Origin of the sequence: Vibrio iocasae (genome assembly GCF_042245395.1) — a bacterium.
Lineage (GTDB): Bacteria > Pseudomonadota > Gammaproteobacteria > Enterobacterales > Vibrionaceae > Vibrio > Vibrio iocasae.
This window is the reverse complement of record NZ_CP145311.1, coordinates 3,531,042-3,553,792: the sequence shown is the minus strand read 5'-3', so window position 1 is coordinate 3,553,792 and position 22,751 is coordinate 3,531,042. Positions and strand designations below refer to the sequence as shown.

Here is a 22,751-nt window from a genome sequence, read left to right as displayed (position 1 = left end):
TGTCTCTGTTACTCCGGTAGCAAGTGTTCGAGTTGCCAAAGATCGGTGATTTTTTCACGCTCTCTTATCAAGTGAACTTTATCACCATCCACCATAATTTCTGCAGCTCTTGCTCTGGCGTTATAGTTTGATGACATAGAGAAGCTATACGCACCAGCAGAACGCACGGCCAACAGGTCGTCTTGTTCGATGGTTAGCTCTCTGTCTTTGCCTAAGAAATCGCCTGTTTCACAAACAGGACCTACGATGTCATAGGTATGAGCTTCCCCATCTCTTGGCTTAACTGGAACGATATCCTGCCATGCAGAGTATAGAGCTGGGCGCATCAGATCATTCATAGCTGCGTCTACAATAGCAAAGTTCTTAAATTCGGTATGCTTTAGGAACTCAACCTTAGTTAGAAGAACACCAGCGTTTGCGGCAATAGCTCGCCCTGGCTCGAAGATTAGCTCGATTTCAGGGTGATTTTTTAAACGTGCAAGCAGTGCTTTAGCGTAGTCTGATGGTTGTGGTGGAAGCTCATCTTTATAGATAACACCAAGGCCACCACCGACATCCAGATGATGTATATGGATGCCATCTTCGATAAGCTCATCAATCAATGCCAGTAGTCGATCTGTTGCATCGATAAATGGTTCGATTTCTGTTAGCTGGGAGCCTATATGGCAGTCAATACCCTGAACATCAATGAACTCTAAGTTATCTGCGTATGCATAAACTTCTTTGGCACGGTCAAACGCGATACCAAATTTGTTATCACGCAAACCAGTAGAGATATACGGGTGAGTCTTTGCATCGACATCTGGGTTGATGCGCAGAGAAATAGGGGCTTTTACACCAAGCTCGGATGCTACTTTATTTAGACGATCCAGCTCGGGCTCAGATTCAACATTGAAACATTTAATTTTTAGTTCCAGTGCTCGTTTCATCTCAGCTTCTGTTTTACCTACACCTGAGAATACGATTTTTGATGCTTTACCACCCGCAGCTAAAACGCGTTCCAGTTCACCACCAGAGACGATGTCAAAGCCTGAACCTAGACGTGCAAGGGCATTTAGTACACCGATGTTGCCATTTGCTTTAACGGCATAACAAACCAGGTGAGGGTGCTCTCCTACAGATTTATCAAATGCATTCCAGTGGCGTTCTAGCGTAGCTCTGGAATAAACATAAAGAGGTGTTCCGTACTCATTAGCGATGTCGGTAAGTGGGACATTTTCAGCCCATAGTTGGCCATCATCCTGATAATTAAAGTAATCCAATGTTCTTTTCCCTGCTTATTCTTACGATCTGTTCTCGATTAGGACTGCGTTTCTTCAGTCTGGTTTGCATCTTCAGGCATATAGAGCGGGCCTGTGTTACCGCAGCCTGCTAGGCCAAGAAGTGATGTCAGACAAAGTGCAGCTAGTATCTTTTTCATAGTACATATCGTGATTATTGATTCAATGCCCCCTATAATCGCACTACCGATAAGAAAAGCAATAGGATAGAGCAGGATGAATGCAACTGAATATCATGAATTGGTTGACGAAGAGTTTAGTCAGCTAGAGGAAGCGATAGATGAGTCTGGTGCGGATATTGATTATGAGCGCGTAGGAAATGTTCTGAATCTTGAATTTGAAGATAGAAGTCAGGTAGTTATCAACAAGCAGGAGCCGATGAAAGAGATTTGGCTTGCTTCAAAGTCTGGTGGCTTTCATTTTTCGTATCAGGATCAAAAGTGGATTTGCTCAAAAACCGGAAGTGAGTTTTTTGAAAAAGTAAAAGAAGAGTGTGAGATACACGCTCAGGAAGAGATAGAGTGGGAATAGAAAAAGGAGCGATCATTCGCTCCTTTATCAAATAGGTTTAGCAAGCTTAGCCTGAAACTAAGCGTTTACAGCTTTAGAAGACTTTACCGGAGCACCACCGTCGTTTCTGTAAGGAACGACATACTCGCTTCCATCTTCACATTTCACGATTTGATAGTATTGAGGAAGGTTAAAGTTAATCAGCTTACTTTCCGCTTCACCTTCACTTGAAGAGGTGTAGAATCGATTGACGCTGCTGATCATAGAGTCCTTGTCACCATTAAACTGGTGATACACCTCAATCTCGTTTTCCTCGTCCAGCACATAGATATTGAAGCCAATATCTGTATCCTCGAAAAAGAACTGAACCAAGCCTTCGCTCGCAAACCCATCAACAACTTCTGGTAGATGGTAATCCTGCTCTTTATCAAGCATAGAAAGTGGTGAGCCCTGAAGCTTGTTAATTGAGATGCTCTTATAAAAGTCGACAGAGTTTTCTAGCTTCTGAACAGAGACTCCTCGCCTTTCAAAAAACAACCCAAACATTTCGTTGGCGACTTTGATGGCTTTAAAGCGCCTTCTCTTTTGCTGCTCAACAGGCTTAAGTCTTAACTCTATGCACTCAGCAAGCAATTGATAAACACAGTTACGCATGATGCCGCGTAAGTTTTTGCTGTAGCAGAATACATCAACAGATTCTGGTGGAAGGGCGTCTTGATGCATCTTACCTAATACTGTTTTTAGTGCATCCAGAATGGCGGTTTCACCGGTAAAGTGAAGCGTTCTTACTTCATGCCATGAATTTCGATAAACCAGATCAACACTTCCAACAAGGCTCTTGTTTTCGTCACCAAAGCTAAAGATATCCGTATTTTGAACATCAAACTTGGTCATCTTTGGGTTCAGGTCCAACTGAGCTGTTGGGTCGTCCTCGAAGTTGATGAACATAGCAAGCTGGCTAATTTCACAAGGACTTCCCAACGCCTGCATCGTTGGGCGACGTTTGCGAAGTGAGAACGTATTTCTGAGGTCACTCACCATCTGGTAGAACTTGTCGATGTCCAGATCGGCATCTCGAACCACAGAGTGGAGTCGGGTTGATTCGGTTATTAAGCCATTAAAAAAGGACCAGGCTACAAGCTTACTAAGATACTCGTTGTGCTCCAGGTATGGCTGACCGATAATTTCTTTTGCTACCAGAGGCTGCTTATACAGATACCAACCTGGCTTGTTGACTCTACCTTCCCTGACCTGAATAAAGCTTAGATTTTCTTCATGCAAGTCAGGCGAAATCTGAGGGTTTAGCAGAGTCACCTTTCCCGGCAGAATCTCAAATGCAGCGTAGAGTTTACGTGCAAGAATACTGATATCTTGCGGGCTAATTGAGGATGTGATGTCGTTTCTGCGGGCGAACTGAATCAGGTTACGGTAACTAAGCATCAAAGCATCAAGAAGACCATGATGTACAACCTTTACCTGTTTTACCTTCCAGTTGCGTCGGTTATCCAACTCTTTAATGACGGATAGATCCCAGCCCCATTGTTGGGTCATTTCTGTAAGCGCTTCACGTCGCCATTCAACAGAACCAGCACCGGGCTCACGGGATAGCTTTTCATGCGTCTTTAGGTAGAAGCAGCGACGAACAAGATCCAATCGCTTGTCATCTTTAATCCTTTCAAGATAACGAGTTACCTTCTCAAGCATCAAGTAGTATGAATCCATGCTGTACAAGTCAGGATCGTACGCAAAGAAACGTCTTTTGTAATCAATACTTAATAGCTGTGTATGTGGGTATTCCCACGAATAAGCTTCCAGAAGGATAGCTTTTAAAACGGATTTGTAAGGTGAGTCGATGCTCTTGTATAGCTGCCACAAGTTAGAGCCGAAGTATTCTTCTGCAGGAATTCGATTCAGCTCTCCGAAATCTATCCACTCTTCACAGTTGATATCACCACTGCTACAAAGCTGAGAGACATATTCGTTATAGCACTCCTCCATTTCTGGTGGAACGATATGCCATAGTAATCGTTGGCCTGCTAATCGAACGGCTGAACGGTAAAACTCATCTAACAGAAGAAGATGTTGAGACGAGCCACAGTTATCACCGGTCATCTCTTCAGATTTATTACTGCGAAAGCGCTCTTCATCCATCAGGAAGAAGTTTGCTTCAACACCATAACCTTTTGCCCATTCAGTAATCAGCATGCACTTATTGCTTAAGTGCGCACGTGTATTACTGTCCATTGATGGAGATACACAGACCCAAATATCAAGGTCACTTGAGGTACTTTGACCAATAGAGGAGGTACTGCCCATGGTATACAGTGCGAGTACTTGAGGCTCTACAGTGACTTCAGGCGTTTCTTGTTGGCCCAGAGAAACCTGCTCGATAAGCTGATTTTGAATATCATTTGGTTCAAAACCAAAGATTCCATGTGGGACAGGTTTATCGTAGTAAGCGGGAAATGCAGGGTGGTTGTAGTGAAGAAGAACAGGAATAAAGTTAAATACTTGCTGGCTTTGAACATCCATAAGTGCCAGCGCGCGATCAATTCGCTGCTGGTTAAGTATATCGAGTCTACTTATTATTTTATGGGTATAAGCCTGCAAGAGGTATTCCTTGATTGATAGTTTTTCGTTCTGATTTCGTTTGAAATTTATTCTTTATGGTCAACAAAACGTGATCAATTTAACACTTTTGGCCTTCTGAGTAAAGAAAATACGATCCTCTTCAATACTTTCAACAAAATGCAACATTAGCATCAATTTGGGATGAAAGTCTCTACTTTTTTAAGTTGCTTCTAATACTAGTGTAGCTGACAACTGCGACATGTATCACACTATCTTTATCTAATAATGAAAATCGCGGTGCTTTTTATCACTACTAATAACAACAGATGATTCCAGTACGGTTACAGTGTTAGGATTAGCTTCAAATCTATAACAAGTTCTGGAAGTTGTATCCCTATGTCCGAAAGTATTACCAATCAACCAATTCGTATTGCTACTCGTAAAAGTCCTCTAGCTCTCTGGCAAGCCTACTATGTAAGAGATGCGCTTATGGCCGCTCATCCAGGCTTAGAAGTTGAGCTTGTTACTATGGTAACCAAGGGCGATGTGATTTTGGATACCCCTTTAGCCAAAGTCGGTGGTAAAGGCTTATTTGTAAAAGAGCTTGAAGTAGCGATGCTAGAAGGTAGGGCTGATCTGGCTGTGCACTCTATGAAAGATGTGCCGGTAGATTTCCCTGAAGGTTTGGGACTGGTTACGATTTGTGAGCGTGAAGATCCTCGTGACGCTTTTGTTTCCAATACATATAACAATCTTGATGAACTTCCACAGGGTGCGGTAGTTGGTACTTGTAGTTTACGTCGTCAATGTCAGTTAAAAGAAGCGAGACCAGACCTACAGATCAAAGAACTGCGTGGTAACGTCGGAACCAGACTGGGTAAACTGGATGCTGGCGACTATGACGCAATTATTCTGGCTGCGGCTGGCCTGAAGCGCCTGGAGCTTGAAGAGCGTATTCAGAGTTTTATTGAGCCAGAGCAATCATTGCCAGCAGTTGGTCAGGGTGCGGTTGGTATTGAGTGTCGATTAGATGACGAAAGACTGATTAAATTACTTGAGCCACTCAACGATGCTGATACAGCAGACCGAGTTCGTTGTGAGCGTGCAATGAACTTAACTCTGGAAGGTGGATGCCAGGTGCCAATTGGTAGCTACTCTCTGCTTGACGGTGATGAAATCTGGTTGAGAGCTTTGGTTGGTGAGCCAGATGGAAGCAAGATCGTGCGTGGTGAAATACGCGGTAGCAGAAAAGATGCAGAAGCATTAGGTGTTGAGTTAGCTAATCAGCTACTTGATGAAGGTGCTAAAGAAATTCTAGAGAAGCTATACAGCGAGCACTAAGCTTGGCTTCAAATGATAAAGTGAGGTGAGTTAATAGCAATGAATGCGGTTTTAGTGACACGACCAAGCCCGGAAGGGGAAGAATTATGTCATTCACTGGGTGAAATTGGTATTCATGCTATTCATTTGCCTCTGATAGCGTTTAAACAAGGAGAAGAAGCCGAGAGTTTACTTCTCCTGCTCAAAAGCTCTGACATAGTTATTGCTGTCAGCAAGCCCGCAGTTGAATGGGCGCACAAAATTTTGTGTCATCATGAGCAGAGCTGGCCAGAAAAATTGCTTTATCTTGCAATTGGTCAAAAAACCGCCGATGAATTCAGCAAATGTACTCAACAGGCAGTACACTACCCAAAGATAAGCGATAGCGAACACTTCCTGGAACTACCTCAACTAAAACAGTTAGATGGTAAAAAGGTACTAATACTAAGAGGGAATGGTGGTCGTGAGCTTATTCGTGCCAAACTATCAAAAGAAGGTGCATTAGTTAATTATTGTGAAGTGTACCAGCGTCAAACACTTGTTTTTAATGGACACTCTGAGATAGAAAAATGGCAAAGAAACAATATTGACCACATTGTTGTAACCAGCGCGGAACAGCTAAGCATTTTAATTAGCTCTGTTCCCAAATATTTTCATGATTGGCTTTATCAAAAGACGTTGCTGGTGCCAAGCAACAGGATCGCAGAGATCGCTTCTGAATCTGGATTTGCCAGTGTGGAAGTGACAGGGAGTGCCTCCAACTCTGAACTGTTAGCAGCAATACAGTCGTTTTCAACAACAGGACTTACGCATGACAACTAAAAAAAACGAGAATTTGGAATCTGAAAACAAACAAGACTCTCAACCCGAAGAAAAGAATGATGCTGTTGTGACTACTCCTGAAGAGGAGAGTAACTCTGAACCTAAAGTTGAGGACACCCCCCCAACAACTGAACCAGAAGTTGAATCAAAATCTGTATCAAAGGAAAAAGAGCCTAAACCCGCAGAGAAGCAAGGAAGCAAAGGTACGAAACTGGCGACGTTAGCCATCGTACTTTCACTCTTTATTGGTGGTGGTGTCGCATACATGACCAACCAGCAAGCTCAGCAATATAAAGCGCAAGTCGCTGAACTTAAATCTCAGATAAGTCAGCTAAGTGCTCAACTAGACAAAAAACTATCTGATACTTCTGCCAGTGTCGCGTCAAACATGAACACGCTTGAGGCAAAATCTGAAACCTTGTTTAATCAGCAGAATGAGAGCATTAAGAGCTTACAAGTCGCGATCTCTGATATTAAGGGACGTCGCCCTAATGACTGGCTGTTAGCTGAAGCTGATTATCTGGTTAAACTGGCAGGTAGAAAACTATTCCTGGATAAAGATGTCGAGAGCGCAACACTGCTTATGGAAAGTGCGGACCAGCGAATTTCAGCGCTGAACGACCCTAGCTTGGTTCCTCTTCGTAAAGAGATGACGAAGGATATTGTTTCCCTTAAAGCGGTTCCTCTTATTGACCGAGAAGGTCTGGCTATCCGTTTGACGACTTTGCAACAGCAAGTCGATGAGCTTCCATTAGCAAATGCGATATTGCCTGATGCACCTGTTGTTGAAACAGCAGAAGTATCTGGAGATATCAATGATTGGCAAGAAAACCTGGTGACTTCTCTGAAAGATTTTTCTGAGCAGTTCATTACCTTCCGTACTCGTGATGGCAATGTCATTCCTCTTCTTTCGCCTAAGCAGCATTACTATCTGAAAGAAAACATTAAAGGCAAGATCGAGAACGCTATCAGAGCGGTTTACTCTGAAAATAAAGAGGTTTATCAAACCTCTCTTCAAGTAGCTAATGACTGGTCAACACAGTTCTTCAAGCTCGATGACCCATCTGTAATCCAGTTCAACAAAACGCTTTCAGATTTAAGTAAGAAGAATATTGAGGTGACTTACCCTGTTAAGCTGGTTTCTCAGAAGGCGCTTTCAGATGTCATCAACGAAAGACTGCGCAGAGAAGTGACTAGTATGACTATGGAGGAGAAAAAATGATTCGATCTATTTTCCTCTTTGCTGTTCTTGGACTGGGCTTGTTCGCAGGAACGCAGTTTAATGGTCAGCAAGGTTACGTATTAATTTCAATTGCCAACACCACAATTGAAATGAGCGTTACAACTCTGGTTATTTTTGTCGTAGCTCTGCTTGCCGCTTTATTCGGGCTTGAGTATCTGATTAAGAAGGTACTGCATGCTTCATCGACAACCTGGAACTGGTTCAGTGTGAGAAAGATGAGACGAGCTCGCCGTTATACTAACGAAGGTATTGTGAAGCTCCTCGAAGGTGACTGGAAAGGTGCAGAGAAAAAAGTGACTCGCTGGGCTAATCATCATGATATGCCACTTCTGTGTTATCTGATTGCCTCTGAGGCAGCACAAGAGATGGGCGATGACACCAAGCGTGACAAATATCTAGCGCTTGCGAACAAGCAAGATAACTCTGAACTTGCTGTACAGCTAACGAAAGCCAGACAACACAATAGAAATGGTGATTTCGAGTCTGCACTGGCGGTACTATCTGAGCTAAAAGGCAAATATCCGGATAATACAATGGTTCTGAATCTGCTTAAGAACTGTTATGTGAAGCTTGGGCAGTGGAAGCCTCTGCTCGATTCTTTGCACAAGCTGGAAAAGGCAGGCATTGTAGATGCTAAAGAGCGTGAAGCGCTATTCCTTGATGGTCAGTGTGGCTTGATGGAACAACTTGCTCAGCAGAAAGGAAGTGAGGGACTACTGTCTCACTGGAACTCTGCACTTAGCAAAAAAGAGAGACAGAACACCAGGTTGGTTCTCTGTCTGGCTAATCAGTTAATGCTTCGCAAAGCGGACTCTGAAGCGTTTATTATTATTCGTGAAACACTTAAGAAGAATAAAGACGATGCACTTATTGCCGTTTTGCCTGAGTTAAATCTTCCGGATTTACATCCAGTGACAGTCTTACTGGAAGGAATCGTTAAGAAAGACGCAGAGAATGCGGCGGCATACAGCGCAATGGCGCAACTGAGTGTTCGTGCGGAGAAATGGCCTGAGGCTCAGGAGCAGTTTGAAAAGGCGCTCTCTATTCGTGCTGATGTGTCTGACTATGCTTATCTGGCGGATGTTCTGGAAAAACAAGATATGACTCAAGCTGCGAACGATGTTTCCAGGAGAGCACTCACTCTTGTGAACGTATAAATTAACAACTAATAAATGTAATAAGGCCAGCAATTAGCTGGCCTTATTTATTTGTACTCCATTCTATTTAAATATTATTTTACACTTCAGCGTAATATTTCTTCTATAAGTATTACCGAGATCATGCATTAATATTTTGTAATTATTTCCCGCTTTGTAATTATTGATTGAATAAATAATATTCTTTTAGCAGCGAGATTAAATTAATCAAAAATAATGAGATTAATTAAATTATAAAGAATGCTGTTTCGAATAAATAATAAAACAAATTATTCGAACAATATGTGGTTATGTATTTTACAAAAGGGTATTAATATGAAATTAAAGCCAATTGCGCTAGCTATTCCTATGGTGCTGGCAGCGGGTTCTCTATCAGCAGCAGAAGTTTATAATAAAGATGGTAATAGCGTAGAGCTAAGTGGTTGGGCTAAAGCGTTTGGTAATGTTCTCGATACAAACGCAGTGGACAAAGAGGGGAAAGAGCTAGACAAAGATCTCCATGTTCTGACTGATGCAAATCTAACAATCAAGGCAACACACACTATCGATGAAGAATCTAAGTTGATTGGTACATACGCTATCAACACTGGTAGCTCAATCGATAAGAACGCAAGCTTCGATGATATCAAGTTCGAATACGACCACACAACCATTGGTAACATCTCTATCGGTGATACAGGGAACTCCTTCGGTGCTATCGAAAAAGCTGGCGCTGGTGAAGGTGACAACCTTTATGCAATCGGTCAGGGCGGCGTTGATGGACAAGGTCTTCGCTATAAAAACTCATTTGGAGATTTCAACTTCTCTGCAAACTATGAAACGGACTCTAGCTCAGATGTAGACTCAAACTATGCGTTCTCTGGTGAATACAAAGTAGAAGATAGCTTCTCTGTTGCAGTGGCATACGGCTCTGACGGTGATGAAGCAAGCTCTTCAGGTATCGGAGCAGATGTTAACTTTGGAGACCTGAAGTTTGGTGTGACATACATTTCGTTCGAAGGTGCCGGCTCTTTGAAAGTTAATGATGATGTTGAATTAGAATTAGACCCAGACAACAAAGGTGATTCATACGCACTTAAAGCTGAGTATGTTATTGGTGCAGCAACCGTTTATGGCTCATTCCAGCAAGTTGATGGTGAGTCAAAAGGTGTAGATGTTGAAGCTAGCACTATGTATGCAGGCGTTGATTATAAATTCACCGATAGCATTACATCTTATGTCGTCATTCAGGATGGCACTGTAGAAAGGGCTGGTGTTGAAAAAGAAGGTACGAACTTTAAGTTTGGTGCTAAATACTCGTTCTAATATATTTTAACAAGAATATATTTGATTATATTAATAAGCCTATATTTTATATAGGCTTATTAAATTAGGTTAAGACGTGTATTTATGTCCGCTTTTATCCGCATTAAATACGGATAAATAATAATTAAAAAACTGTGACATTTCATCGGGGTGGTTTTCATTAAAGTATTTAGATAATTGAATGCCTACTTCATATGTGCATAATTTTCCATCTTTCTGATTCCTACGCAATTTGTATTCAGATTTAAAACTACCTGATAAATGTACAGAGGTTATTTTTTTCAACCATTGGCTTTTGTTCATCATCTTTCGGGCCTCCTGCCAGGTTCCGTCTAGCAAGATAAAGAGTATGGGAAGATGAGTATCAGATGCACAGAAAGCACTGAGCTCCATACTTGTTTCTGAGGGGTATAAAACCACAGGTTGATAGTTATGGCTTTCAATCATCTTCATCAATGATGCTGGGGGACTGACTCTATCCCAGATATGGATACTGCTGTTACCTAATGACTGATGCAAAAGCTTACCTGTATTTGTATCACGATATCTCTCATTGGGATGGGTAAGCAGGGCGATGTGCCAGTCAGTTTGTATCTGCGGAATTTGGTGGCAAACACACTGATGTTTCAAGCCACAGTTCGGGCATGGCTCAGGTGTTAAATCATTGCTTGTCATTATCTGGAACTCTTTTCTGGATAGAGGACTAAGCCACCATCGGCTATTGGGTATGTTGTTCCATTGATAATCTCTTCAACCGCGATTAACTTTTCATCTACGACTGTAAACAAGCGATTCGAGAGAAGGCGTTGTCCTTGATGTCTTGTCATAATGACTTGGACTTGCTGTGAGTTGATTTGTTGCCAGAAACCTTTTTCTTTAGTTTCAGCTCCACCAGTACCTGATTGGTAAGTGATGCTTGCTGAGTGATCTTGTGTTAATGCCATTGAGACAGAAAATCCTCCACTCTTTGTGCTGGTGGCGGAGTATGTTCCGACCCAGTCCAAAGATGTATCAACATCAGAACGATTAATACATTTTTTTTCCAGACTCTTCGTTGAAGCATATTTGAGCTCTGAGGCGATAAACTGTGCTCCAAAATCTTGTTCTGGAGCAGTTTGAGGCATAGGGAGCAAGTGGCCTGAAAACTCAGAATATAATGGCTGATAAGTCTCTGTCTGGAGGTTTGTAAGTTCTTTTAATATTTCTGGTTTAGTCTGCAGTAAATATTGCTCGCGACTTCCACATGGTGTAAATGTTCGGCTATCAGGGCCTAATACCAGAGTTCCCTTCATTTCAAAGGGTTGAGGTACAGCAGACTCTGTCGTTGCAAAAACTCCCTCTTCGGGATTCGTTGAGGTCTCTGATAGAGAACTGCATGCCTGAAGCAGAGTCAGTAAAGCAATCGATACGAGTGTGGATTTGGTTTTCATCAACTCAGTTCCTGTGGAGCAAAAACAAAAATGGTAGTCGTAAAAGACTACCATTTAGTTTGGGTAAGAATCTAATTGTCTAGATCAAATGATCTCTCAGGTAATGCGCGACCGCATCATTTTCATTTGTACCTATCACTTCAATATCTGGGAGAGCATCAAATACTTTCGGGTGTGCGCTACCCATGACAAGACCTTTCCCAGCCATCGATAGTAGCTCTACGTCATTCATACCGTCACCAAAGGCGATGCAATCTTCTAGTGTATAACCGAGAGATTCAGCGACAGCTTTTAGTGCATCTCCTTTAGACACTTCTGCAGCCATAATTTCTAGGCAAAATGGTGTAGAGAAAGAAGCGTTTACCTGATTACCATATTTTTCGTTTATCTCGTCTTCGAATTGAACTAGGTGTTCATGATCAGGATAAACAAAGAAGATTTTTGCGATACCTGTTGTCGGGGCGTTATCGACATCAAAAACACCATATGCAAAGCCTGAGTCTTTGTGGAATTTTTTAAGGAGTTCATCTTCCTGATTGATAAACCATTCGTCATCCTGGTAGATGTTGATTCTGATATTTGGATCTTTTTTTACAATATCCAGAATTGGCTGAACAATATTGCTTTCAACATTCTGACTGTACAGAAGTTTATCGTTTAGGTCGTGAACACGCGCACCGTTAGAGGTAATCATAAATGCAGGAATACCAACTTGTTCGCGGATTCCGGCTACGTCTACATGATGGCGACCTGTCGCGAAAATAAAAGTCTTTCCTTTATTATGCAGTTCTACCAGTGTCTCTTTACTGAACTGATTTAGCTGGTGGTCTGGCGCTAAAAGCGTGCCATCAAGATCAGATGCAACAATTTGATATTTCGCTACGGTCATGTGTTCCTCATAAATCTGAAGTGTGGGTGCTGAGAGCTGTTTCTCGGCAATAGTCCGTAGTTTATGTAAAAACGGACCGAAAAAAGAGGGTAAACCTACTTTTCCTCTTTTAATGCTCTAAAGTACTTTGTATTAGTTCTTATTAAAGAAAGAGAATAGTTTTGTTAGTGCAGTGTTACGATACTCATCATTCTCAAAAAAAATCTCATGCCTGGACCCCTGCACGACTTCTAACCTGGCTTGTTCGTTTGTTTTTCTGAGTTTGTCTATAAATTTGTTTTGATCTTTATTAGAGACAATGACCTCTCCGGAGGCTTGCAGTAACAAGAACGGAAGAGTCAGCTTTTGAGATTCTGAGATACATAGTTTAGCGGCATTGAGGTTTTGCCAGATCCATCTTGCACTAGGACCACCGACCTTTAGTCCTGGCTTATCTTCGTATAGTTTGCGAAACCAGCGATACCGGACTTCGCAACCGGAAAGAGGGTTGTCTTCAAAAGGCTTAGAGTAATAAGTTGTATTGCTGGTCCCATAGTCAGGCTTTGAATGAAACATCGCCTTGAGCCTCATAAATGGAGCGCTGATGGGTTTTAAGTACCAGGCAACATTTACTCCATACATAGGAGCACTTAGTGCGACTGCATTAAAGTTATGTTCGCTGTGCAGCTGCAAGTATCTGGTGCTGATGGCACCTCCCATTGAATGGGCAACCAAAAAGCGTTTCTCGTATCGGTGCAACTGAAATTGTTCGATAACTGCAGCCATATCTTCAACATAGTCAGAAAAAAACTCAACATGACCGATATCGGAGTTCGTTACTAAGCGGTCGGAACAACCTTGTCCTTGGTGATCGAAAGAATAGACGTCATAACCATTGCGATAGAAGTCGTAAAAGAGTTCCTGATACTTCCATACTCCTTCAATTCGGCCATTAACAATAACGACTGCTTTGGAGTGATTTGGTGATGTTAAAGATATCCAGTAGAGATTTTTGTTTGTTTTGTTTTTTAAATACCCTTCATTTCGAGCTTCCCACAATGCGCGAATATTGCCCTCAATGTCGGTAGTAAAGTTTTTTTCTGTAGTTAATAGATATTCGGAATCTTTGGTCATCATCAGGACATTTTTGGTTTTAGGGTCAATAATTATATCTTTAGTTTATTTAGCTTACAGTGCACGGTTATCACTAAGAAGTACAACGTGACTGAATTCACGTAAGTATATAATAGTGTGAAATTAAATTCATAAAAGCCTATCAACTCAAACCACTCAAAGCTACGATTTAAGTGTCGTGAAATAAGAAGAATGGATTGCTATGTATACATATGTTGCTCGTCAGCCGATTTTTAACAAAAGTAAGCAAACAATAGGTTATGAACTGCTGTTTCGTGATGGTGAGCGAAATGCCTTTCCAAGTAGCATAGGAGAAAACCGGGCAACATACCGTTTGGTAGTAGAGAATTTCCTGTCAATGGGGCGGAATCCATCCGTTTTGTCTTCCCGAAGCTTTGTCAATTTTACCTATGACTCGATTATTCACGATCTACCGCTCATGCTACCTAAAGATCAGGTGGTTATAGAGGTTTTGGAAACCTGTGAGCCAACGGATGAGTTATTGGCGGCAATCAGAAAGCTCAACCGGTCTGGCTATATGATTGCATTGGACGACTTTACCTTTGACCACAAATGGGACGAATTTCTTCCATACATCCACATCATCAAAATTGATGTAATGAGACATGGTGTTGATGATGCGTGTGACTATGTTATTGAGCAGAAAGAGAGAGGTGTCACCGCTTCTTTTTTAGCTGAAAAAGTAGAAAACCAAGATGAATTTGATGCCGTTATGGAAGCGGGCTTTCGCTATTTTCAGGGATACTTTTTCAGTAAACCAGAAATTGTGAAACAAAAGTATGTCAGTCCAGAGCAGATATTAGCGTTGGAGTTGATCAAAGAGGTAATGCAACCTGAGGTCAACTACAACAAGGTAGAGCAAATTATTGCCAAAGACCTTTCGCTTTCGTACAAGCTTCTGCGGTTTGTGAATACCATGTCTCCACGTATTGACAAGCCTATTGAGTCATTTAAGCAAGCATTAGTTTACTTAGGACAGGAGAAGCTAAAGGTGTTTGTGTCACTGGCAGCGGCTTCGTACGTGTCGGGTAACAAGCCTCAGGAGCTATATGGACTCTCGATGCAAAGAGCGCAGTTCTGCCTGATGATGTCTCGCATAAGTCAGTTCCAGGGGTATCGGAATCAGGCGTTTATCATTGGTCTCTTTTCAATGCTTGATGCACTGATGGACACACCGCTGGAGAACATGATTGAAGATTTACCTCTTTCGGAGAACGCCAAATCTGCTTTGCTAAATCGTGAAGGTACACTTGGTTGCCTGCTAAAGCTGGAAGAGTGTTACGAAAAAGCGGATTGGATTGGTCTGGAAGAGATGTGTACTGAACTGGGCCTTGAGCTGGCAGATGTAAGTCCGATACTGAGTGAAGCTCAGAAGTGGAGCCAGGAAATGCTAGAGATGTCCAAATAGTGAATATTAAAGTTTGATGACAAAAAGCGCGTGTCGGTTGACGCGCGTTTTTTTTATCATAATATATGCGCATATCCATATGTAGTGAGTGTTATATATGTTACCAAATCAGTTCTTCAAGATGCTTTCAGATGAAACACGTGTGCGTTGTCTGCTTTTAATCGCCAGAGAGGAAGGCTTGTGCGTATGTGAACTTACTGAGGCTCTTAACGAGAGCCAGCCCAAAATCTCTCGTCATCTTGCGCAGCTTCGTCAGTCAGGAGTATTGATTGATGAAAGAAAAGGGCAGTGGGTGATGTATCGAGTTTCAGACAACCTTCCGGGATGGCTGTTAAAGATTATTGATGGCTTGAAAGAGTCAAGTTGTCTAAAAGAACAATATCAGCAGGATATTGACAGATTAAATGCTTTCAGCGGACGCCCTTGCGTTTAGCCGATAGCAAAAATAGATTTCTATCAGAGGGTTAAAAAATGCCTATTAAAGTTGGAATTAACGGTTTTGGTCGTATTGGCCGCCTTGCTCTGCGAGCTTCTTTTGATTGGGAAGAGCTTGAGTTTGTTCAAATCAATGATGTTGCTGGTGATACAAAAACCTTGGCTCATTTGCTTGAGTTTGATTCTGTTCAGGGTCGCTGGCACCACGAAGTAACCGCAGACGGTGAAGAGATGGTGATCAATGGTCAACGTATAAAGACAACTCAGGAACGTAATATCGACGCGATTGACTGGTCTGGTTGTGATGTTGTTATCGAGTGTACAGGCGTGCATCGTAAAACATCTTTCCTGAACAAGTACCTTGATCAGGGCGTGAAGCGTGTCGTTGTTTCGGCACCGGTAAAAGAAGAAGGTATTGCGAATATTGTTGTAGGCGTGAATGACGAAATTTTCGACCCAGCTGTTCATAAGATTGTTACCGCTGCTTCTTGTACGACCAACTGTATCGCGCCAGTGGTTAAAGTGATTCACGAGAAGCTAGGCATTGAACAGTCTTCTTTCACTACTATTCACGACCTTACCAATACTCAGACTATTCTGGATGCGCCGCATAAAGACCTTCGTCGCGCTCGCGCTTGTGGTATGAGCCTGATTCCGACAACAACAGGTAGTGCGACAGCGATTGTTGAGATTTTCCCTGAGCTAAAAGGCAAGATTAATGGCCACGCGGTACGTGTACCTCTGGCGAATGCTTCTCTTACGGACATTATCTTTGACGTTAAACGTGATACCACGGCCGAAGAGGTCAATGCACTTTTGAAGGAAGCATCGGAAGGTGAGCTAAAAGGCATTCTTGGCTTTGAAGAACGTCCGCTAGTCTCTATCGATTACAAAGGTGACCAGCGTTCTACGATTGTAGATGCGATGTCGACTATGGTTGTTGGCTCTCGTATGGTGAAGATCTATGCCTGGTATGACAACGAAATGGGTTACGCAACACGTACTGCTGAGCTTGTACGTAAAGTTGGTCTGGCATAAGGAAGTATTGAAATGACACATCCAACATGGGAACTAAACATCCTTGAAGGCAAAGCAGCTCTTATTCTAACGCCTTGTCCGGGTACTAAAGAGGCTGGTCTTGAGGAATCTCTGAAGCAACTAAAAGAGCAAGGTACGGTTGCGATTGTGACCGCTCTTGATAAAGAAGAGATGGAAAAAGTTGGCGTTGCAGCTCTACCTGAAATGACGGAAGCGCTTGGAATGACCTGGTTCAATCAACCTATTGAAGATGATCAGGCTCCGGGTGAAGAGTTTGATGCTCGATGGGAAGTGATTAGTCCTAAGGTCCAGGAAATGTTGAAGCAAGGTGGAAAAGTTGTTCTTCATTGCCTTGGTGGCTCGGGCCGTACAGGCATACTTGCAGCACATATTCTTCTGGAGCAAGGTTGGGATCTGGAAACAATTAAGCGTGAAGTTAAGGCGCTTCGCCCAGGCGCGTTTACCAAGCAACCTCAGATCGATTACATCGAAAAAGTAGCAGCTAAATTCTAGTTCAAAGAGCTTTTGGATCATGATGATCCAAAAGCTTTAGAAGCTGCCCACCTGAACTTAAAGTGGTTAAAACTATGTTCTCCAATCTAAGTAAAAGTGTTCGCCAATATATGCTGGTGACGTTTAACTACTGGAACTTTACCATCACGGACGGTGCGTTAAGAATGCTAGTGGTGCTTTATTTCCATGACCTTGGATATGGCACGTTAGCAATTGCTTCACTTTTCCTCTTCTACGAATTCTTTGGTGTTGTGACCAACCTCATCGGTGGCTGGTTAGGAGCGCGCCTTGGCCTGAACAGAACGATGAATGTTGGCCTGGCAATGCAAATCTTTGCGTTGGTGATGTTAGCGGTACCAAGCGCATGGTTGACCATTCCTTGGGTAATGGCTGCGCAAGCCATATCCGGTATTGCGAAAGACCTGAACAAAATGAGTGCGAAGAGCGCTATCAAGACTTTAGTTCCAGATGAGCAGCAGGGTGCATTGTATAAATGGGTTGCGATTCTGACCGGTTCTAAGAACGCACTAAAAGGTGCAGGCTTCTTTATTGGTGGTTTGCTTCTTTCGCTTGTTGGATTTAAGTTGGCGGTTCTTATTATGGCTGGTGTACTTGCCGTAGTTCTGAGCGGGAGTTTGATGTGGCTTGAAAGTGATATGGGCAAGGCCAAAAACAAACCTAAGTTTAAGCAGATTTTTTCAAAGTCTCAAAGCATCAATATTCTTTCAGCAGCGCGTATGTTCCTGTTTGGTGCACGTGATGTATGGTTTGTGGTTGCGTTGCCGGTATACCTTGGCTCGGTTTTTGGTTGGAACCACACTTGGGTCGGTGGCTTTCTGGCTCTATGGGTTATTGCTTACGGGTTTGTGCAGGGAATTGCTCCTAAAATTACCGGGAAGGCACAAGGTAAAGTGCCGGATGGTTCTGCCGCAACATATTGGGCTGCAATCCTTGCTGGTGTAACCGGTTTAATTGCTTATGGTGTGCAGGTTGAATGGCAACCGGAGCTGGTGATTATTGTTGGGTTGCTTATTTTTGGTGCTGTGTTTGCGATCAACTCTTCGTTGCACTCATACCTGATAGTGAGTTATGCCAAGGGTGATGGAGTTTCATTGGACGTAGGCTTCTATTACATGGCAAATGCAATGGGACGTCTGATAGGTACCATTCTTTCTGGCTGGGTGTTCCAGATGGCAGGGTTGGCCGCTTGTCTGTGGGTTTCTTTTGCGTTTCTTTCGATTACGGTGTTTATTTCTGTCTACCTGCCCAAGGTTAAGCAGCCAGAACTCGCGTAATTTCATATCCTGACGACATAATTAAAGCCAGTTGTATCTGGCTTTATTTGTCTTATCTATCAAAGATCTAAAAGCACTCCTCGGCTTTATTTTCGTGCTATAGTTTTTGGATAAACTCCAAATGCTATTAAATTATGAGAAAGCACGTTTTCTTTTTCGATGTTCTTCGTTGTGTAGCAGCACTCGCTGTTATAACTATTCATGTTTTGGGACCTTATCGGCATGAGTTTGGGAACATACCTTTATTTGAATGGTCGACGGCAATTACCCTCAATAGCTTCAGTCGGTGGGCGGTGCCTGTATTTATTCTGATCACCGGAGCCTTGATGTTGAGCGACCAGCGTCCATTTGATGCTGGGTATTATGTGAAAAAAAGGCTCGGGAAGGTGTTGCTGCCTTTTATTGCCTGGTCTCTCTTCTATTGTTACTTATCAGGTTGGAGTAGTGATGGATACAGTTCAGAAGTCTCTTTGGAAGTGTTAAAAAATAGTCCTCATGACGCGACGTATTACCACTTAGGCTTTTTCTATTATTTTATTCCGTTGTATTTTGTAATTCCTTTTCTACAAGTATTTGTGAGAAGAGCGGATAAAGCGGCGCTATATGCTTTTGTTCTACTGTGGTTGCTTACAACCGGGCTCTACCTGTTTAGGTTTGACGGAATATGGAGCTCACAACTGTGGTTATATAGTGGGTACTTACTATTAGGATACATTTTGTATCAGAAACTACCTCTTACGAAGCTAACGGTGAGTTTAGTTACGCTTGCCGGGACCATTGGGTTAGTGAGTACGGCTGCAATGGTGATACAAGGTAGTATTGAGGCTGGTGAATATACATTTGGACGTTGGCTTTCTTATAAAACGTTAAATACGGTTGCTGCTGCATCCATGATATTTATGTTGGGGCGCTATTATGGTGAAGGGTTATCAGATAAAGCCAGAAAGGTAGTTGGATTTATTAGCAAACATAGCCTAGGTATCTACATTCTTCATCCAATCTTTCTTTGGCCGATGATTGAGCTCGGTTGGCATGAAGGAATGAATCCGATTTGGTTTATTCCGCTTTGGGTTGCGTTAAGCGGTAGTGGTGCCCTTGCAATGAGCTGGTTGTTCTCTTTATCGGGCAAAAGTCGCTGGCTATTGCCTTAACATGTGTTGGTCAAAGTAGGGGGCTTTATCTAAGAATCATCATTTTGCTTTGACTTGATGATTAACTTTTTAATATATATAGAGTTAATTGCAATGTTAGGTAATGAATTTCTGCTTTGTTTCCTATACTTAAAATGAGACAAGGATTGATAGCTTAAAAAGCATTTCTGACGAAGGGATGGTAAGTGTTATGTCAGATATTGAAAGAGTTGTAGTTCGCACTCGTCGACTGGAGAAATTACTTCGGGTGCAATATCACGCAGATGGGAAGGGTCTGCATCAGCTAATCACTAGCTGCGAAGAGAGGTTGCCACATGATGTGATTGGCAAGCTTAGATATGTTGCGACCATAAGAAACAAGATTGTCCATGAAGAGAATTATCAGCTAGAGGATCGAAACGACTTTTTAGCAGTCTGTGATGATTGTGAGCAGGAACTAACACCAAGAGCAAGCCGTTTTATCTGGCGAGCTGCTGTCGCATTGATGATCCTATTTACTCTTGCAGCCTTGGGTTTTTACTACATTCATTGGGACACATTATCTGTTCACTTATGAGCCTCTAATACTAAAGAGGAGTTCGCCAATAGAATTCCTCTCTTAGATCCAATAATTGGTATTGAGTACTGGACTAATCTCGTTCATTCCATACACTACTTCGGTTAAATCACAGAGGTTTCCTCATTTTTATTGGTTAGCTGTTGGAATTTCGGGTCTTGTTTAAGCCTATAACCCTTTCTATTTTACTGATTATTCTTGGAATATTCTCCGAACTACAACCTCATGTTCTTTGGGTTGCTGTTGCCCTGTCTTTGGCTGTCTGTGTGGAACTGTTGGTCGCCTTTCAAAAAATAGGTAAGCGCGCGGCCTTTGTTATGACATTGATAATGTTTATCTGTTACAGCAAATCATTCTGGTTGCAGCTAGAAGGTGGGTTATCCTGGTGGTTACCAGCATTGCTTTTTGCCTCTGCGGTTATCGTTTTTTTCTTAATGCTGCCCCGCCTGGATTCAATCGTCTTTCCTGTCTTGATGATGGGGCTGGTTCTGGTTCAGCTCTGTTGGGCTGCGACACAACTTTGTTTAAGTGAGCCTGTATTTGGACATCAGCTTGCCTGTGCAGGTGCATACCTATTCGCCCTTTCTGCGCTTTTGGGAGCAGGAAATGCAAAGCAGAATAATAAAGCGAACAAAAACAATTTAGTTTCAGGAAGCTACTTACTTGCACACTCGTTGATAGTGGCTTCTGTTTTATAATTCAAATCTTCAGCCACTAATATAGGCTGCTACATGTGGAGTTGTTTATGTCACAAAATACTCATGGTCATGAAGTTCTGGAGTTACTAGCAGAGACGCCAATGTCGAAAGAAGAACTCAGAGAGACTTTAGAGAAGAAGTTTGGTTCGGAGCTGATGTTTAGAACTTGTAAGTTTGATGCTATCGCATTTGAGGACTTGTTTGAGTTCTTTATTCAGCGTGGAAAAATCGTTGAATCAGATGGGGTGTACAGCACAATGAGAGAGAAGATTTGCTCTCATCACTAATCTGACTAAAAGGGCCAGCAAATATGCTGGCCCTTTTAGTAACAGGAAGATTTATTGGGTCATATGCTCGAAGTAGCTGAAAATTCCGTTCAGGAACATTTGAACTGAAATCATAAGAAGCAGCATACCCATCAATCGTTCTATCGCTGCAAGACCTTTTGGCCCGACAATTTTCTCAAACAGTTCACCAAACAGAAGAATAACAGCAGAAGCTGACCACGCAATTACGATGGCTGCAGACCATTCCAGCATTCGGTGTGGTTCCTGATGAGCGATCAGGATGAGTGTTGCCAGAATCGAAGGCCCTGCAAGCATAGGGATCGCCAGAGGAACAATCATTGGCTCTTCACCAGCCGCCAGACCCATAGCGGAGTCTTTGGACGGGAAAATCATTTTTAATGAAATTAGGAAAAGAATGATTGCACCTGATATAGAGATCGCTTCCTTTTTAAGTGCCAAGAAGTTAAGAATGCTTTCCCCTGAATAGAGAAAAACAAGCATGACAAAGAGCGCAATCAGAAGCTCTCTAATCAGGATTACTCTGCGCCGTTTCTTTTCTATATGGCGCAAAATCGAGGAAAAAATAGGCAAATTGCCCATCGGATCCATAATCAAAAATAGCATTACAGATACGGAAATTAAATCCATCGTTTAAGTCTCTATAACCGGAAATCGAATGGGCGCAACTATATCACCGAATAATGGTTGTGGCTTGCTTTTGGATAAAAATAAATAGGCTATTTTCGGCCTGTTATACATGGCCTTTATTGCATGTGTTTTCGGCGAATATCCAGTAGTGAAAAAATACCGAAAACAAGGATAGACCACTTCTCCCAGCCTGAGATTTTTACCTTATCGCCAAAGGCTCCGATAAAGATCATCATCTGCACAGCATGCATCATAAATAGGAAAGCCGTCATGATGTATAGAGCAATGGCTGCTTTACCAGGAAATGGCATAAACAGGTTCAGAATCAGAATAAACCAGACAAACGCGATAGAGGCCTTTGCCAGAAGAATAAGTATTTTCATTTAAGTATTCCTTTCGAATAAGCGATAGCTAACTTGTCCTGCTGTTTTTTCTCTGTGAAGGTGCCAGCTCAGAGGTATATTATCCAGCGTCAGCTCTTTTTCTGTTTCAACATAGATCATAGCATTTTCCGCCAGCCAGCCATTGCTTTCTAGCAGTTGCACTACTTCGTCAAGAAGCCCTTTTCTGAATGGAGGATCAATAAACACAACATCATGCGGTGTTCCCTGGCCTTTCAAAAAGGCTAACGCATCGGTGTTTAGTGCTTCGATGTTCTCCGCTTTTAACAGAGAGATATTGGATTTTAGTTGCTGGTGAGCTTCCGGGTTCAGTTCAAGCATCGTCACTTTTTCTGCTTGTCTTGATGCAGACTCAAACCCAAGCCCGCCAGAACCAGAAAACAGGTCAAGGCACTTAGAGTGAGGAATATCTTGTGCCAACCAGTTAAACAGTGTCTCTTTTACTCTGTCCGTGGTTGGTCTAAGACCCTCCGCATCTTTCACAGGTAGCTTTCGCCCTCTCCACAAGCCAGCAATAATACGTACATGACCGGTTGAAGTCCTGTTTTGTGAGGTGTTTTGTCGACGACGTCTTACCATAGATTTTTTGACCGCAAATAAAGTGTTACTATATCAAATTCGCTTGTATCGGGTTGATAAGGCGAAGTTGAATAATTAAAT

The 22,751-nt window shown here is 42.4% G+C and carries 24 protein-coding genes and 1 pseudogene; 15 read left to right on the top strand and 10 right to left on the bottom strand.

The window, feature by feature from the left end; translation table 11 throughout:
• Positions 1–8: 8 nt before the first annotated feature.
• Together lysA and SNR28_RS26215 are read right to left on the bottom strand one after the other, a co-directional pair.
• Complete coding sequence (gene lysA, locus SNR28_RS26220) at positions 9–1,262, bottom strand: diaminopimelate decarboxylase (RefSeq protein ID WP_375751898.1); 1,254 nt, start codon at positions 1,260–1,262, stop codon at positions 9–11.
• Between the two features lie 38 nt (positions 1,263–1,300).
• Positions 1,301–1,517, bottom strand: a pseudogene (locus tag SNR28_RS26215) (lipoprotein).
• On the opposite strand from SNR28_RS26215, the gene cyaY reads away from it, so the two are divergent.
• Positions 1,497–1,811, top strand: coding sequence for an iron donor protein CyaY (cyaY, locus tag SNR28_RS26210; RefSeq protein WP_375751896.1), 315 nt, complete (start codon positions 1,497–1,499; stop codon positions 1,809–1,811). The pseudogene SNR28_RS26215 and the gene cyaY overlap by 21 nt on opposite strands.
• A gap of 57 nt (positions 1,812–1,868) precedes the next feature.
• Here the strand turns inward: cyaY and SNR28_RS26205 are convergent, their stop codons facing one another.
• Positions 1,869–4,400: a class I adenylate cyclase gene (locus SNR28_RS26205; protein ID WP_375751895.1), complete on the bottom strand. Its 2,532-nt coding sequence runs from the start codon at positions 4,398–4,400 to the stop codon at positions 1,869–1,871.
• A 357-nt stretch (positions 4,401–4,757) separates the two neighbouring features.
• Between SNR28_RS26205 and hemC the strand changes: the two genes are divergently transcribed.
• The 5 genes from hemC to SNR28_RS26180 all read left to right on the top strand — a co-directional run bounded on the left by hemC (position 4,758) and on the right by SNR28_RS26180 (position 10,208).
• Complete coding sequence (hemC, locus tag SNR28_RS26200; RefSeq protein WP_375751894.1) at positions 4,758–5,702, top strand: hydroxymethylbilane synthase; 945 nt, start codon at positions 4,758–4,760, stop codon at positions 5,700–5,702.
• 39 nt (positions 5,703–5,741) lie between these two features.
• Positions 5,742–6,503, top strand: coding sequence for a uroporphyrinogen-III synthase (locus SNR28_RS26195; protein ID WP_375751893.1), 762 nt, complete (start codon positions 5,742–5,744; stop codon positions 6,501–6,503).
• Positions 6,493–7,725: a uroporphyrinogen-III C-methyltransferase gene (locus SNR28_RS26190; RefSeq protein WP_375751892.1), complete on the top strand. Its 1,233-nt coding sequence runs from the start codon at positions 6,493–6,495 to the stop codon at positions 7,723–7,725. The genes SNR28_RS26195 and SNR28_RS26190 overlap by 11 nt, the downstream gene beginning before the upstream one ends.
• Positions 7,722–8,903 carry a heme biosynthesis protein HemY gene (locus tag SNR28_RS26185; RefSeq protein ID WP_375751891.1) on the top strand — a complete coding sequence of 394 codons (1,182 nt, stop codon included), beginning with the start codon at positions 7,722–7,724 and terminating at the stop codon, positions 8,901–8,903. The genes SNR28_RS26190 and SNR28_RS26185 overlap by 4 nt, the downstream gene beginning before the upstream one ends.
• Before the next feature lie 315 nt (positions 8,904–9,218).
• Positions 9,219–10,208: a porin gene (locus SNR28_RS26180; RefSeq protein ID WP_375751889.1), complete on the top strand. Its 990-nt coding sequence runs from the start codon at positions 9,219–9,221 to the stop codon at positions 10,206–10,208.
• Positions 10,209–10,277: 69 nt separating this feature from the next.
• Here SNR28_RS26180 and SNR28_RS26175 read toward each other — a convergent pair whose 3' ends face one another.
• From SNR28_RS26175 to SNR28_RS26160, 4 genes are all read right to left on the bottom strand, one after another.
• A complete protein-coding gene (locus SNR28_RS26175) occupies positions 10,278–10,883 on the bottom strand; it encodes a tRNA-uridine aminocarboxypropyltransferase (protein ID WP_375751888.1) in 606 nt (201 codons plus the stop codon).
• Positions 10,883–11,638: a hypothetical protein gene (locus tag SNR28_RS26170; protein ID WP_375751887.1), complete on the bottom strand. Its 756-nt coding sequence runs from the start codon at positions 11,636–11,638 to the stop codon at positions 10,883–10,885. Before SNR28_RS26170 ends, SNR28_RS26175 begins: the two co-directional genes overlap by 1 nt.
• A 79-nt stretch (positions 11,639–11,717) precedes the next feature.
• Complete coding sequence (locus SNR28_RS26165; RefSeq protein ID WP_375751886.1) at positions 11,718–12,527, bottom strand: Cof-type HAD-IIB family hydrolase; 810 nt, start codon at positions 12,525–12,527, stop codon at positions 11,718–11,720.
• Positions 12,528–12,659: 132 nt separating this feature from the next.
• Positions 12,660–13,643, bottom strand: a complete 984-nt coding sequence (locus tag SNR28_RS26160) for an alpha/beta fold hydrolase (protein ID WP_375751885.1) — start codon at positions 13,641–13,643, stop codon at positions 12,660–12,662.
• 199 nt (positions 13,644–13,842) lie between these two features.
• Between SNR28_RS26160 and SNR28_RS26155 the strand changes: the two genes are divergently transcribed.
• The 9 genes from SNR28_RS26155 to SNR28_RS26115 all read left to right on the top strand — a co-directional run bounded on the left by SNR28_RS26155 (position 13,843) and on the right by SNR28_RS26115 (position 21,042).
• Entirely contained in the window at positions 13,843–15,069 is a 1,227-nt protein-coding gene (locus SNR28_RS26155) for an EAL and HDOD domain-containing protein (RefSeq protein WP_375751884.1), read from the top strand.
• A 97-nt stretch (positions 15,070–15,166) separates the two neighbouring features.
• Positions 15,167–15,502, top strand: a complete 336-nt coding sequence (locus SNR28_RS26150) for a metalloregulator ArsR/SmtB family transcription factor (RefSeq protein ID WP_375751882.1) — start codon at positions 15,167–15,169, stop codon at positions 15,500–15,502.
• A 38-nt stretch (positions 15,503–15,540) separates the two neighbouring features.
• Entirely contained in the window at positions 15,541–16,542 is a 1,002-nt protein-coding gene (locus tag SNR28_RS26145) for an ArsJ-associated glyceraldehyde-3-phosphate dehydrogenase (protein ID WP_375751880.1), read from the top strand.
• Positions 16,543–16,554: 12 nt separating this feature from the next.
• A complete protein-coding gene (locus tag SNR28_RS26140; protein WP_375751879.1) occupies positions 16,555–17,055 on the top strand; it encodes a phosphatase in 501 nt (166 codons plus the stop codon).
• A 74-nt stretch (positions 17,056–17,129) separates the two neighbouring features.
• Positions 17,130–18,350 carry an organoarsenical effux MFS transporter ArsJ gene (gene arsJ, locus SNR28_RS26135; RefSeq protein ID WP_375751878.1) on the top strand — a complete coding sequence of 407 codons (1,221 nt, stop codon included), beginning with the start codon at positions 17,130–17,132 and terminating at the stop codon, positions 18,348–18,350.
• Positions 18,351–18,484: 134 nt separating this feature from the next.
• Positions 18,485–19,501, top strand: a complete 1,017-nt coding sequence (locus SNR28_RS26130) for an acyltransferase (RefSeq protein WP_375751877.1) — start codon at positions 18,485–18,487, stop codon at positions 19,499–19,501.
• Between the two features lie 190 nt (positions 19,502–19,691).
• On the top strand, positions 19,692–20,057 hold the full coding sequence (locus SNR28_RS26125) for a DUF4145 domain-containing protein (RefSeq protein WP_375751875.1): 366 nt from the start codon (positions 19,692–19,694) through the stop codon (positions 20,055–20,057).
• 158 nt (positions 20,058–20,215) lie between these two features.
• On the top strand, positions 20,216–20,755 hold the full coding sequence (locus SNR28_RS26120) for a lysoplasmalogenase family protein (RefSeq protein WP_375751874.1): 540 nt from the start codon (positions 20,216–20,218) through the stop codon (positions 20,753–20,755).
• Between the two features lie 47 nt (positions 20,756–20,802).
• Complete coding sequence (locus tag SNR28_RS26115) at positions 20,803–21,042, top strand: YecH family metal-binding protein (RefSeq protein WP_375751872.1); 240 nt, start codon at positions 20,803–20,805, stop codon at positions 21,040–21,042.
• A 51-nt stretch (positions 21,043–21,093) separates the two neighbouring features.
• On the opposite strand, the gene SNR28_RS26110 is transcribed toward SNR28_RS26115, so the two are convergent.
• The 3 genes from SNR28_RS26110 to rsmD all read right to left on the bottom strand — a co-directional run bounded on the left by SNR28_RS26110 (position 21,094) and on the right by rsmD (position 22,670).
• Positions 21,094–21,690: a YhgN family NAAT transporter gene (locus tag SNR28_RS26110; protein ID WP_375751871.1), complete on the bottom strand. Its 597-nt coding sequence runs from the start codon at positions 21,688–21,690 to the stop codon at positions 21,094–21,096.
• Positions 21,691–21,806: 116 nt separating this feature from the next.
• Positions 21,807–22,073, bottom strand: coding sequence for a DUF1145 domain-containing protein (locus SNR28_RS26105; RefSeq protein ID WP_375751870.1), 267 nt, complete (start codon positions 22,071–22,073; stop codon positions 21,807–21,809).
• Positions 22,074–22,670 (bottom strand): 16S rRNA (guanine(966)-N(2))-methyltransferase RsmD, encoded by a 597-nt coding sequence (rsmD, locus tag SNR28_RS26100; RefSeq protein ID WP_375751869.1) that lies wholly within the window; start codon positions 22,668–22,670, stop codon positions 22,074–22,076.
• Positions 22,671–22,751: the final 81 nt, after the last annotated feature.